The sequence below is a fragment of the Fibrobacter sp. UWB12 genome, from assembly GCF_900142485.1.
Classification (GTDB): domain Bacteria; phylum Fibrobacterota; class Fibrobacteria; order Fibrobacterales; family Fibrobacteraceae; genus Fibrobacter.
Genome location: NZ_FRAZ01000001.1, coordinates 526,402 through 539,213, shown reverse-complemented (window position 1 = coordinate 539,213; position 12,812 = coordinate 526,402). Strand labels below are relative to the sequence as shown.

Below are 12,812 nucleotides of genomic sequence, written 5' to 3'. Positions count from 1 at the left end.
GTAATCAAAATGGATTTGGCAATCTATTTTTCGCTATAGTTTGATTTGCATCAATTCCAGGATATTCGGGGAAAAATTCTTCTGCCATGCGGTACCACGTAAGCGCACGCGGAATGTCTGTTTCGAGGTACAGATTGCCGATATCAAAAGCAGCAAGACCTACGAACTGTCGCGCTTCGAGCGGTTTAAATTCAAGACCGGTCCATCGCCCATCTTTGTATTTTTCGCGGTATTCCGCATCTGTGTACGAATACCCTCGGCGATTCGGTTCCAAATTCACCGAACTATCCGCAAAACGATAGCGTAAAAAAACATGCCCCGGGAGGAGAATGGCGTCGAGACGCAAGCCGCGCGATTCCGCCACCATGAGCGCAAGCCACGAAAGCCCCATGCAACCGGATTTTCGATTTTCGAGAACGCGAAGCGGGAGCACAGACTCTTTTGCAATAGCAGCCTCGCCCGCCCCTGCAAATTCGATATTCCAGAACTCCCATAGCAATTTTTTGAGGGAACCCAACGTATCGCGGGAAGCGGCAACACTGCTATCAAAAAATGCAAGGCCCTTACTCCAATCACTGACGGAATCCAAGCAAGAAGGCGCACGCTCTTCGAAAACGCACGCCATTTCGCGATAGCTCATTTTATCGAAACGTCCGCTCCAAAGCAGAAGCGAAAGCGCAATCACGAACGCCGCAAGGAACAAAAGCCAGAAGAAACGCGCGAGCATAAATGCGCCGAAGACGCTACAGTCCGTCCCATTCCATCGGGCTTTGCCAGAAGTCGCGAGCAGTCATCATGTAAATCACGAGTCGCTTGCTTAGCATGTCCTTCTTCATTTTCTTTAAGCGGGCACGGACACCAGGGCCGCCGCCCCAGCTCGTAAGCACTTGCACATCGAGCCCTGTTGCATACGCAAGCAAGGAACCCGGGCCACCGCTCTTCTGGTCCACAGATTCAAACACGCCCGTGAACGAATCGCCCATCAAAAGAATCGGTGCATTTTTGCCGCCCTTGTACGGCTTGTCGCCCTTGTAGATTTTCATTCCAGCAAGAGTGTCAGCCGGATATTTAGACTTTTCCTTATCAGCCAAGTGAGCGACCAAATCGCCTTCGCGGAGCACCACCGTATCCTTCATCACAAGGCTACCCGGTTGCGGGTTCGCATCAGCATACCAGCTGTACTGCGTCACGCGAGTTGCAAGCAGCTCCATCGCGGCAAGCATACCCGGCAATGCCCAGTGCGTATCGTAACGCTGGTAGCTGTAATGAGGCGGTTCATCGCCCATGCGTGCAACCATCAATAACGGGTAAAGGTCAAGCACATCAATCCCTGCAGCGAGCAATTCACGAATAAATTCGCGACCATTAACGTTTACGCACAAGTCGGCAGGAGTTCCCTTAATAAGTTTATCCGCATAAATTTCTTCTTTCACCGGAATCGGCACGACCAAGAGCTGAACGTTCATCGAATCCAGATACTGCTTGAGTTCAATCATTCGCGGCAGCGGATTGTGGAGACTATCCTGACCGCTAATTTTATCCGCAACGAGGTAGTTTGCATTACGGCGGAACCAAAGCATGCCGTTGTCAGACCAGGCATTCTGTTCCTTCGGGAGTTTTGCGAGTTTTTTCTTTAACGCTTCGCGGAACTTCTTGGTTGCAGGCGTTGCAGGGCAACTATTTTCAAGCGATGCAAGCGTTTCCAATCGGGCATAGGAACTCGTATCAAGCGTACGGTTTACAGGTACAACTTCACCTGCAGCAGCCAAAGAATCTGCAACAGCGGCAGCACGCAACTGTTCATCCGTCAAGCGGAATGCAGGCACTTCAAAAGCAACCCACATCGGGCTACCCATCGGGTTACCGCGCATCACGGCAAATGGACGATTTGCACGGGAATTTTCCCAAATAGCGCCTGGAGTATGTTGTTCTAAATCGGTATTCAAAGTCGGGTACCAATACGATGAAAGCGTGCGAGCCCAGTTCATCGCTTCCTCGCTATTCATTTCGGCAGTCATGTAATAATTCAAGACCTCAGCCGATTCGCCACCCGAAACGAACTTGAGTTTTCCGTAGAACGGAGCGCGGCCAGTCCAAACAGCAGGCATCACTTCGACCCACCATTCAATCTTACCCTGATTATCACCCGTTCCGGGCACGCCCCACAAACGGCTCACCGTCTGGAATGCACGGAACACATCGGGCTCATCCCATTTAACCGCTTCGACTTCGTTCAAGGACTTTGCAAGCGAGTCATCCCCCGTTTGCGCATAGAGAATCTTTGCAAACGGTTCCCATGCAATCGGAGCTACACCCGCGACAGCCTCAGGCTCGTATTCCGAAATTGAATCGAGCATAGGGAACGGATAATCAGCAAGTTTTGCATTCGCGTTCTTGCCCGTGTAATTTTCAGGTTTTTCATCCATACCCGCCATGCGGATAGGGTTCGAAAAATACGCCGCGAAATCAAGAGCCGCAAGTGTCGGCTTTTCGACGACGCGTACCTGTTTATCCCTGTCGAGCACACGCATTTCGAATACGGTTACTGGAGCCGCATAAGTCGGAATGTGTACTGCCGGGGCTACAGATTCAGCAGCCTGCACAGAAGGATTGACAGACGGTGCAGCACAAGAGGCCGCAAGGAGCATGCCGGCCGAAAGCCCAGCAAAGCAAAGAACGGATGTAGATATTTTTTTCATTTTCACGTAAGGAATTATAATAAATGTTTAGCTATTAGTTATTGGATGTTAGTCAATAGTTACTTGTTACTAGTTACTAGTCGTTAGTTATTTGTTGATTTTCTGCTATTGGCTAATTGATCTTTTTGCAACGCAAATGGATTGACTTCGAAAAAAATTTTGCGGTCTTGTAATCCCCATATTTTCTAAATTATATATCATAAAAAAACAAGGAGTCTTTATGCCGTCTACAGGTGAACACAATAAGTGGATTGCTCTCGCCCTCTGTATTCTGCTCGGATACCTGGGCATGCACCGTTTTTACGAAGGTAAAATTTGGACCGGAATCTTGTGGCTTTGCACCGCAGGACTATTTGGCGTTGGAGTCATTGTCGATGCCATTTTGATTGTTTTGAAACCGGAACATTACTAATTAGTTATTAGTCAATAGTCAGTAGTTATTAGATTAATATGAAACGTTTATTTGTTATCGCAACCGGTAGTGCCGGAAAAATTAGAGACTTCGCCCACATTTTGGGAACCGACCATTACGAATTCAAGACTTTAAAAGATATCGGTTTCGACGAAGACATTATCGAAGACGGCAATACCTTTGCCGAAAACGCCATCATCAAGTCGAACACAACGGCTCAATGGCTCGCCAAGCGCAACATCGAAGCAACAGTTCTCGCCGACGACTCTGGTCTTGAAGTTTTCGCACTGAACGGCGAACCGGGCATTTACAGCGCCCGCTACTGCGGCAAGCATGGTGATGACGAAGCCAACAACGTCAAGTTGATGCAAAAGCTCGAAGGCATCGAAGACCGCAAGGCTCGTTACTTCTGCGCACTTTCGTACCAGACCGTGACCAAGAACGAAAATGGTGAATTTGTCATCAGCAAGCCGATTATTTTCGAAGGCGAATGCCGCGGCGAAATCAACCATGCACCCGTTGGCGACATGGGCTTTGGCTACGATCCGCTTTTTGTCCCGGATGGTGAAACCAGAACGTTCGCGCAGATGGAACTTGAAGAAAAGAAAGTCATCAGCCATCGCGGTAATGCAATTAGAGCATTGAAGAAAGCCCTCGGAAAATAAAATTGAACAACAACAATCGACCAGAAACATTACACTTAAATTATTCAGAAACATGTTTTTATGGTTATAAGCGACATAATCAATTAAATAATTTAGGGATATAATGACATTCGTCGAGAAAATGGAAGCGTCGGCCAAGGATGGGGAGGGTGCAGGGAGGGGCCCGTGCGGCCTTCGCAACTCTGAGCTGGGGCCCCGCCCGCATGACGTACTTTTTGCACTCAAAACGAGCCTTCAGCAATAAATCTGATATAAGCCATGATGAAAGTTCTATTCGCACCGCTACAAGGTTACACGACGGGCATTTATCGAAAAGCCCACGCTGAAATCTTTGGCGGTGTTGATGCTTATTACGCTCCATTCTTGCGAATCGAAAACTGGAAACCGCGCGAAAAGGACTTGCGAGATCTAAATGCGCGCGAGATTCCGCAAATCATCGCGAACAGCGTAAGCGAATTTAAAATTCTCGCAGACGTACTAATCGCTAAAGGCTACACGGAAATCGACTTCAACATGGGATGCCCCTTCCCGATGCAAGTCAACCGCCATCGTGGTGCAGGTATTTTAAGCGATGTGCAAGCCGTCCAACAAATCATGGACGAAATTGCGAAATTATCCAGCACCACAAACGAAACAGCGCAGGCAAATGCAAAAAAAACTGCGCCGATAAAATTTTCCGTGAAGATGCGTCTCGGGCAAGAATCCCCTAGCGAAGCATTTGCGCTCCTCCCAATTCTAAACGAAGCTCCGCTTACACAAATTACGCTCCACCCGCGACTCGGCAAGCAGCAATACAAAGGCGCAATTGATTTTAAATCATTTGAAAAATTTTATGAGGAAAGCCGCCATCCGCTCGTTTACAACGGCGACATTACAACAGTTTCGCAAATTTGCGAAATGGAACGACGCTACCCGAAACTCGCCGGTGTGATGATTGGCCGCGGGTTGCTCGCCCGCCCTAGCCTAGCTGCTGAATACAAAGTACAACGCGAAAATGCCGATGTTCAGGATGTTCAAGATGTTCGCAAAAATTGTGCCATAAGTGAAACAGATTTCACAAACAAACTTTTTCAAATGCATCAAGCGATTTTCGACAACGCTTGCAAAACGTATCAAGGCGATAGCCAAATTCTCTCGCACGTCCAAAGTTTCTGGGAATATCTCGAGCCCAGCATTTCCAAGAAGATATTCAAGAAAATCAAAAAAGCAGGCAAACTCAGCGAATATCAACAAGCAATTATCGAGATGAGGGGATGATTGTGAACAGCGTCTACATCGAAATCACGAACGTTTGCAATCTGAATTGCAGCTTTTGCCCATGCGGAACCACCGCAAGTAACGCGAATACTGCAGACAACAGATTTGCGGCAAACAATTCGTCGATTTCCGCAAATCGCGCGTTCATGAACTCCAAGATGTTCGAGGATTGCATCGCTAGCGCTCAAGAAATCGGAGCCACCAACGTCTACTTTCACGTTCTCGGGGAGCCCACACTCCACCCCGGCTTTGCACATTACCTCAAAAAGCTAGAACAAACACCATTAAAGCTCACGCTCACGACAAACGGAACCACCATTGAGCGCACTGGCCGCCAAATTCTCACAAGCCCCGCTGTTCGCCAAGTCAACTTTTCAACACACGCCTACGCCGAGCTCCCCCGCGAAAGTGCTGAGCGTTATTTGCAAAACGTCCTAGATTTTTGTAGTCTCGCGATTGTCGAGCGCCCCGACCTCTACATCAATTTACGCTTGTGGAACGTCGGCGCAGACGAAGTCACGCCGTGGAACAGCTACATGCTAAAGCGCATCCACGAGACATTCGGTGTCGAAGTCACACCAGGGCATTTCTGCTGCCGCCACAAAAGTTTCAATATCACCGGTCGCCTCTACCTGCACGAAGACACAAGATTTGAATGGCCTAAGCCAGACGAAAGATCAAGCAAGGTCCCTAAGCCTGCCGAAGGGCCTCATCATCCTGTTGGCACATGTCGCGCGCTCGATACGCATGTGGCAATTCTCCACGACGGTCGCGTTGTCGCCTGTTGCCTCGATCATAGCGGACAAATTACACTCGGCCACATTGGTGAACAAAGCCTTGCCGAAATTTTAGAAGGTCCGCTAGCTCACAACATCCGCGAAGGATTTGCGCAGCACGAACTACGCCATCCCTTCTGTCAAAATTGCAATTTCTGCAAACGGTTTAAATAAGCGGCATCAAAATCAATAGCAGGTTTTGTCCGTCCTTGTCGCCCATTTTTTGAATGCGACGAGCGCATCGTTCCGCATAAAATGGTCACACTTGATGGCTCGTTTTTCGTACGGCAAATCGAGTTGATCATAAATAAAGGAATCATCGAATTCAATTGCGGCGGCATCGGCTTTTGTATTAGCGTAGCAAATGCGCTTGACACGAGCCCAGTACAGAGCGCTCAGGCACATCGGGCAAGGTTCACAACTTGTATAAACCGTACAGCCTTCCAAGCTGAACGTTCCGAGTTTTGCGCAAGCATTTCGAATTGCAGTGACTTCGGCATGAGCAGTCGGGTCGTTATTCGGAACCACATGGTTTGTACCCGTAGCCACAACTTCACCATCCTTGACAATTACGGCTCCAAACGGGCCACCACCTTCGTCAACGTTATCTACAGACAATTGAATCGCCATTTGCATAAAACGTTTGTCTTCATCCGTAATATTCTTCAATTCTTCTTGCATAAAAACTCCTTTACCTCCCTAAAATAATCAAAAACTCAAAGAAAATCAACAACAAGAAAAATTCAAAACACGCTATTTTTCAAACCACGCCCTGTCATGCCAGCCACCGAGCAGGCATAGCCTTTTTTGCCCAAGGTAGCAGATTTTTAACTATTATTAAACTATGATTATCACAGTTCAGGATTTCACGGGCGTTTATGCCGAGCAACCCTTTATGCAAGAACTGCGCGCCGCCGCAGAAACAAGCAAGGACGTACACTGGCTCGACTGCACCAAAATCGTAGGAACCGACTGCTACTGTGACGATGACGCCATCAAAGAAATCAACAACCTGATTGACAACGCCCAAAGCCACGACAATTCCGCACACGTACCCGCAATCCACTTCTTTGATAACGGCAATTACCACTACATGAGCAAGATTTGGACCGACAGAGTTCAGGAACCATTCACGCTCATCGTATTCGACCACCATCCAGACATGCAGCCGCCCCGCTTTGGCGGAATTTTAAGCTGTGGTGGCTGGGTCAAAGAAGTTATCGACAATAACAAGTTTATTCAAAACGCAATCATCATCGGAGTCAAAGACGAACTCGTCGAAACGGTCCGCGAAGAACAATCGCAATCCGGAGAAGCGAGTATTTTAGACAAAGTTACATTTGTCACTGAAAGCGACATTTTAAAGGAGATTCCCGCATCCGCGGGAATGACAAGTAGTGATTCAGCCATAGCAATTCCAAAAGACTATCATTTTTCGTCTTTCATCTCTCGTCTCTCGTCCAGCCTCTACATTTCCATCGACAAGGACGCACTCTCGCCCTCCTATGCAGCAACAAACTGGGACCAAGGCTCGCTTACACTTGACGCCCTCAAAGATTGCATCACAGCCCTTGTAACAGGTCGTAAAATTCTCGGCGTGGACATTTGCGGAGAACGCGCTCACGACTTCGAAGGCAACGAGCAGCACACCGTCCAAGAAGCCGATACGCTCAACAACTCGCTCAACCGCGAACTTGTCGAGTTTTTAAAGAAGATTTAAACTAAGCGTAAAATCAAGAGATTATCCTTCAGTTTCTACCTTTTTTTCTGAATGCTCGTGTTCATAGAGAACCTTCTGCATTTCTATTTCACGAGCAAGTTCTTCCTTAGATGGCAAATATGTCAAATACTTGGCAGCGTACATACGCTTATTTGTTGCAAGCGTTGAAAATCTTGCCACATCAGCATTGGTTTCTGAACAAAGAATCACACCGACAGTCGGGTTATCCCCCGTATTCCTTTTATAGGTGTCATATAGCCTGAGATACATATCCATTTGACCAACATCTTCGTACGAGATTTTTGTGGTTTTCAGGTCAATCAAGACAAAGCACTTTAAAATGTAGTTATAGAATATCAAATCAATATAATAGTCATCTTCGTCTGTATGGATATGCTGCTGGCGCCCAACAAAGGCATATCCCTTCCCCATTTCCATTAGGAATTTCTGTAAGTGGTTCAAAATTGTACTTTCCAGGGTTGATTCAGTCAATGCAGCATCCTGATTGAGTCCCAAGAACTCAACAATCAATGGATTCTTAATAAACTCAGAACTATCTTTCTGATAATCGGCTGTCAAAGTCTTCATTTCCCTGACAACAAGTACTCTCTTAGCCTTCGGTGTTTGCATCAAGCGATAGTAATATTGCGAGGCAATATTGCGTTTTAAAGTGCGATAATCCCATTGTTCTGCAGCCGCTTCCTGCATATACCACTGACGAGCATCAAGGTCAGGCACACGCATCAGACTTTCGTAATGGCTCCAAGATAATTGAGGAAGCAAAGGCTGTTCTATCATTGAAGATTCAGCAACATGCGATTCCATTTTTCCTAATTTTACGGATTTAGCAGGCAAAGCCTGCTGAATCTTTACTATTTCTTTTTTAAATTCAGCAGGCAATGCCTGCTGAATTTGCAGAAATTTAAACAAACAATAAAATTTTCTAAAATTCCTAAGTTGCGTCTCAGAAAAACCATTACCAAAATTTTCGGTTAACGAAGCTGAAGCTTCTTCAATAATTCGTTTCCCATAATCCGCCCTAGCTTTACCTTGCTGTTCTTGCTCCACGATTCGCCAACCTAGTAGCCAGTTACAAGCCACCTGCATCAAGTTTGCTGCACGAAAACTCATTTTTCGAGCAATCGAAACAATAGACCGCAAATCAGCGATATAGTTTTCGCTATCAGTTTTTCTTTTCTTAATTTCTCTAGATTTCATTTCAGCCTCCATTTTGCCGCATTTTACGGCTGTTAGATTTTAGAGGCGTTCCCTTATTCCAAAATTTCAGAATAAAAAAAACGCATTTCTCCATTCGACAGAGAAACACGTCATGCATTAATGTACCTAATATTAAAATATCTGGCTAGGGGTGCAATAAAATTTTACATAATCAAGAAATTCTAAACCACAAAATTGTCATTCATCTTTTCTTAGCAACAAGTCTCTTAAATTCCGCACGGGCCTTGCGCATATCAGCATTGAAAGAATCATCTGCATGCAAGCGTGCATAGCATCCTGAAATTATCAACTTTGAAGCATCTACATCGCTTTGCCAATGGAAGCCAGCTATCACGCGGCTTTGCCCCCACTCGTAGCCGAACTTCAGCAATGCATCTTGAGCAGCGGGGTTAATTTCGGCAAGCAAGAGTGCCATCGCCCACCCGCGAACCGTATGGCTCGACGGAAACGACCCCGTATTTCGATGTTCTTTTTATTTTTGACAACACAAAATACAAAGAAACAAAAAATTCTTTGAAAAGAATCATTGATTCAAATGTATTTGCATAAGCGGTCATGCATTCCAGCGCGGCACCCCCATTTCTACTTCACTGCAATAAACTTGCGGCGTTCCGTATTTGCGCTCTTCAGCTGCATCACATACAAGCCAGCTGGCAGTCCGCGGGTCATCCATGCGACATCGCCGACTTTCGCAGATTCAACGTCCATGCGGCGCACCAGCGAGCCCTTCGTATCGAAAATGCTAACGCGATAGGCGCTTGGCACAACCTTTGCAGCCGTCGAACGCAAATTTGCAAAGTGAATCGATGTAGGATTATCCTTCGTCGTATCTTTTTCCGCAGCCTTCACAAGCGTCACATCGAACTGATCGATGTTCGGGCCGTCATTACCGACAACAGTTGCAAATTTCACGGCATTTTCGCCTGCAGCAAGGCTAATCAAGACTTCAGCCGTTTCCCAGACAGTCCAGCCACCAGTTGCCTTGAAAGATGTTGTTGCAGTATCCAAACCCGCGCTCACCGTCAACGAACGCGCTTCACTCGAGCCATTTGCAAAATCGACATCGAATTTGTATTGACCTGCGGTATCGACTTTCACATTTACAACAACATCTCCGCCCTTATCAAAATTCACGTAACCGTCACCATGATAACCGCCATTGCTACTTTCCGAAACGCCACCTGTAATCACGCCTTTTTCGGCCTGATATTGCTTATCGGGTGTCGGCGGCTCCGGTTCCACATAATTCGCATCACATTCTGTCGGGCTTTTGAGCGTTGCACCCGCATTCGCTTTCACCGCAGCCTCGACTTCACTTGCCTTGAGCATAAAGCTCGTGTATTCATACGGCGGCGTGAAAGATGTTCCCGTTCCCTTTGTATTGCCGGAGCAATTCGTGAAAATGTTGTCTATAACTTCATTTACGCCCGTTCCATTGGCGTTACCCGTATAAATCGGATTCGATTCGTTGATGAACACATTCCTTTCGGTGCGCACTTTGCACATGTGACCTGCCGAAACACCAAGCACGTCCGTGCCGTTCGTAATGCTAGCATCTCCCGTTAAAAGGTTGTTTACCATATGCACATTTCCGTAACGGCAACGCGGTTTGCGCTGGTTTGCAGCCTTCCACCAGTTGAACATATAAGTCACGTTCAACTTGCCTTCACTTACAGGTTCATTATCTGAACTTCCAATGAGGTTCGAGAGGTTGTGCGTACTCTTTTTCTTATAACCGAATATACACCACGTAAACGTTACGTTATCAGAACCTTTCACCACGTCAGCGTTGCCATCTTGACCATCCCAAAATTCGCAATGGTCAATCCAGATATTCTTCGATTCGCCTTCAATCGTGAGGTTATCCCATGCCTGGTCTGCATTACTGCCCGGCCCTTGAATCACGATATTACGAACAATGATGTTCGATGCCTTGCTCGTAATATGAATGGGAGCCTTCAAAAGTGTTCCCGGCTTAAGACCGATAATCGTCTTGTTCGAAGCGGTAATGTTCAAGCGACTGCCCGACGTTCCACTCCAGCCATCGCCAAGCGTACCGTCAATGTAAATCACACGCGGAGAAGAATCCTTCGCGTACTTTTGCAAATCGGAGAACGTTTTTACGATAATGGGAGTGGTATTTCCGCCACCGGTCACTTCAAACGCTGTAGAAGTACGGCCCGAACGAGTTGCCCAGCCAATCGGCTTGCACTGATCCACCGCAGCAGATGCACAAACCGCAAACGCACACAACGTTACCAAGACTTTGTTAAAACACTTTTTCATCTCACACTCCTTTATCTATTCTAAAAATTCACTGGATTCTTCGCGATGCTCAGAATGACGTGCTAGGTTAGACGGTATAAATGCTTGTCATCTAGCAACCGTTTTCACATACAAATTCTTCATTCCCTTGACCTTCATTTTTGCTTGTTGCATCGCATCGTTTACATTTAACGCGCGAACAGTTCCAACACAAACGCCCATCGGGTCAAAGACCATATAATTGCGCGGTTCAGCCTTCGCTTGCAAGCGCCCACGAGCAATAGGCAAAGATTCACCTACAAATTCAATCCAATCAATATTGACATAATTTCCGGTAATCAAAATCTTGAGAACGTGCGGACCTTCGGTCAAATCAACGGTCCCAACATCGACTGTTTCGTAGGTTTTCCAATCCTCGCCCGTCTTGGATGCAACAAAAGCAGAACCAAGTTCCTTGTCGTCGAGCAAAAGCTGGAATCCCGACGTTTCAGAACCCGAAGCGTACCGCGCCCTGATCTTGTATGTTTCAGTTCTCTTGACATTCACGGAATATTCCAACCATTCGCCTTCCATGGTATAGCCCACAGCGTAGCCATCCGCGATTTCTTCGATATCTACGCCATCGTTGCGGTAAGCATTGCCCTTGTTTTCGGAATCGTCATCCTTGTACGAACTGTTACCGTTCCCGACTCCCGTAATATCGTAGTTTTCGGCTTGAATTTTCCCAGGTATCACGGCAGCATCGCCAGCAACGGCCTCTCCGTCGACAATCTTTCCGAACGGCTGTTGCGGCACAGGTTCCACAGGAGTACGAACAACAGCTTTGAGCATTTGTTCTGCATAGCGCTTACCAAATGTCACATAGGCATCGTGATTAAAATGGTAGCGGTCTACCCCGTTTCCGCCAAGATTCTCGGAAGTCGCATAATAAGTATTGTCCATCGTATTCGGGAGTTTCGAAACGCGGTCAGAATAGCAGCAACCATCGCGCAAAAGTTCACCCGCCACAAACGGCACCGTATCCGAACTCATGTCCAGCGCTTTCAAAATATCGTCACGAGTTTTCTTCACAATTTTCGGCCAATCCGAATAGCCTCCATCCGTTTCACCCTGGTGGAAAATAAAACCTTTAATAACGCCGACTTCTTTTGCTTTCTTGGCGATGTCCACAATCGTCTTGTAAACGTTACCGTCGCTAGCGTATTCCTTAGCGTAATTCTGGAGCCACCCTTCCGCCGTCGAAAGGTAACTAGCGTACTGGTCTTTATCAAACAACTTAATGCTAGCACCACCCACAGCAACGGGAATAATGCCAACAGTCACATCGGGCATGCTGTCGGCCATCGTACGGCCAAACCAGTCCGCGATAGAAATCGTATTGCCGCAGTTAAACAGCGAAGGCACCGCCGGGTAAACCTCACCCAACGTATTGCGACCTTTGCCCGAGCACTTTTGCGTTGCAAAAATCTTGAAGCGCGGATGCTCCGCCTTATCTGCACTTTGAGCATCTGCTGTGCCGCCCATATTGGACTGGCCATAGGCAATATAAATGTGAAAATTGGGGTCCGGAGCCGCATGGAGCGTACCGAACAGAGAAATACCGAGGGCAAAAGCCATCCCAGCAAGAGTTTTAGAATATCCCACAAACATGTAAAATCCCTTTTTAGAATTACACCTAGTGTAATCTATAATCTTGAGCCGAGATTGCAACCACTACGCCAAGCATTTTTCTAGACAATTTGTCAAAGGCTTGACTCAACTTTGGTCAACAAAGGTTCT

11 protein-coding genes and 1 pseudogene are annotated in these 12,812 nt (G+C 46.9%); 5 read left to right on the top strand and 7 right to left on the bottom strand.

Going from position 1 to position 12,812, the window contains the following annotated elements; genetic code table 11:
• Positions 1-4 precede the first annotated feature (4 nt).
• Both BUA34_RS02200 and BUA34_RS02195 read right to left on the bottom strand, forming a co-directional pair.
• Positions 5-727 (bottom strand): transglutaminase family protein, encoded by a 723-nt coding sequence (locus tag BUA34_RS02200; RefSeq protein ID WP_072827090.1) that lies wholly within the window; start codon positions 725-727, stop codon positions 5-7.
• A 16-nt stretch (positions 728-743) separates the two neighbouring features.
• Positions 744-2,699, bottom strand: coding sequence for an alginate O-acetyltransferase AlgX-related protein (locus tag BUA34_RS02195; protein ID WP_072827089.1), 1,956 nt, complete (start codon positions 2,697-2,699; stop codon positions 744-746).
• 220 nt (positions 2,700-2,919) lie between these two features.
• Between BUA34_RS02195 and BUA34_RS02190 the strand changes: the two genes are divergently transcribed.
• The 4 genes from BUA34_RS02190 (at position 2,920) to BUA34_RS02175 (ending at position 5,983) form a co-directional block, all read left to right on the top strand.
• Positions 2,920-3,111 carry a TM2 domain-containing protein gene (locus tag BUA34_RS02190; protein ID WP_072827088.1) on the top strand — a complete coding sequence of 64 codons (192 nt, stop codon included), beginning with the start codon at positions 2,920-2,922 and terminating at the stop codon, positions 3,109-3,111.
• A gap of 38 nt (positions 3,112-3,149) precedes the next feature.
• A complete protein-coding gene (gene rdgB / locus BUA34_RS02185; protein WP_072827087.1) occupies positions 3,150-3,776 on the top strand; it encodes an RdgB/HAM1 family non-canonical purine NTP pyrophosphatase in 627 nt (208 codons plus the stop codon).
• A 258-nt stretch (positions 3,777-4,034) separates the two neighbouring features.
• On the top strand, positions 4,035-5,033 hold the full coding sequence (locus BUA34_RS02180) for a tRNA-dihydrouridine synthase family protein (protein WP_254794284.1): 999 nt from the start codon (positions 4,035-4,037) through the stop codon (positions 5,031-5,033).
• Between the two features lie 2 nt (positions 5,034-5,035).
• A complete protein-coding gene (locus BUA34_RS02175) occupies positions 5,036-5,983 on the top strand; it encodes a radical SAM/SPASM domain-containing protein (protein WP_072827192.1) in 948 nt (315 codons plus the stop codon).
• A gap of 12 nt (positions 5,984-5,995) precedes the next feature.
• On the opposite strand, the gene BUA34_RS02170 is transcribed toward BUA34_RS02175, so the two are convergent.
• A complete protein-coding gene (locus tag BUA34_RS02170) occupies positions 5,996-6,490 on the bottom strand; it encodes a nucleoside deaminase (RefSeq protein WP_072827085.1) in 495 nt (164 codons plus the stop codon).
• A 163-nt stretch (positions 6,491-6,653) separates the two neighbouring features.
• On the opposite strand from BUA34_RS02170, the gene BUA34_RS02165 reads away from it, so the two are divergent.
• The gene (locus BUA34_RS02165; protein ID WP_072827084.1) at positions 6,654-7,529 is read left to right on the top strand and encodes an arginase family protein; all 876 of its coding nucleotides are present in this window, start codon (positions 6,654-6,656) and stop codon (positions 7,527-7,529) included.
• Between the two features lie 21 nt (positions 7,530-7,550).
• On the opposite strand, the gene BUA34_RS02160 is transcribed toward BUA34_RS02165, so the two are convergent.
• The 4 genes and pseudogenes from BUA34_RS02160 to BUA34_RS02145 form a co-directional block, all read right to left on the bottom strand.
• Positions 7,551-8,747 carry a PDDEXK nuclease domain-containing protein gene (locus tag BUA34_RS02160; protein WP_072827083.1) on the bottom strand — a complete coding sequence of 399 codons (1,197 nt, stop codon included), beginning with the start codon at positions 8,745-8,747 and terminating at the stop codon, positions 7,551-7,553.
• Between the two features lie 202 nt (positions 8,748-8,949).
• A pseudogene (locus BUA34_RS16155) lies at positions 8,950-9,213 on the bottom strand (phosphatase PAP2 family protein); the annotation flags it as partial.
• 137 nt (positions 9,214-9,350) lie between these two features.
• Complete coding sequence (locus BUA34_RS02150) at positions 9,351-11,054, bottom strand: pectate lyase family protein (protein WP_072827081.1); 1,704 nt, start codon at positions 11,052-11,054, stop codon at positions 9,351-9,353.
• An 87-nt stretch (positions 11,055-11,141) separates the two neighbouring features.
• Positions 11,142-12,677 (bottom strand): sialate O-acetylesterase, encoded by a 1,536-nt coding sequence (locus BUA34_RS02145; RefSeq protein WP_254794283.1) that lies wholly within the window; start codon positions 12,675-12,677, stop codon positions 11,142-11,144.
• Positions 12,678-12,812 lie beyond the last annotated feature (135 nt).

What these genes read in the sequence shown, in the direction of transcription:
- BUA34_RS02200 (WP_072827090.1), bottom strand. Translation starts at nt 727, where the DNA reads ATGCTCGCGCGTTTCTTCTGGCTTTTGTTCCTTGCGGCGTTCGTGATT.
- BUA34_RS02195 (WP_072827089.1), bottom strand. Translation starts at nt 2,699, where the DNA reads ATGAAAAAAATATCTACATCCGTTCTTTGCTTTGCTGGGCTTTCGGCC.
- BUA34_RS02190 (WP_072827088.1), top strand. Translation starts at nt 2,920, where the DNA reads ATGCCGTCTACAGGTGAACACAATAAGTGGATTGCTCTCGCCCTCTGT.
- rdgB (WP_072827087.1), top strand. Translation starts at nt 3,150, where the DNA reads ATGAAACGTTTATTTGTTATCGCAACCGGTAGTGCCGGAAAAATTAGA.
- BUA34_RS02180 (WP_254794284.1), top strand. Translation starts at nt 4,035, where the DNA reads ATGATGAAAGTTCTATTCGCACCGCTACAAGGTTACACGACGGGCATT.
- BUA34_RS02170 (WP_072827085.1), bottom strand. Translation starts at nt 6,490, where the DNA reads ATGCAAGAAGAATTGAAGAATATTACGGATGAAGACAAACGTTTTATG.
- BUA34_RS02165 (WP_072827084.1), top strand. Translation starts at nt 6,654, where the DNA reads ATGATTATCACAGTTCAGGATTTCACGGGCGTTTATGCCGAGCAACCC.
- BUA34_RS02160 (WP_072827083.1), bottom strand. Translation starts at nt 8,747, where the DNA reads ATGAAATCTAGAGAAATTAAGAAAAGAAAAACTGATAGCGAAAACTAT.
- BUA34_RS02150 (WP_072827081.1), bottom strand. Translation starts at nt 11,054, where the DNA reads ATGAAAAAGTGTTTTAACAAAGTCTTGGTAACGTTGTGTGCGTTTGCG.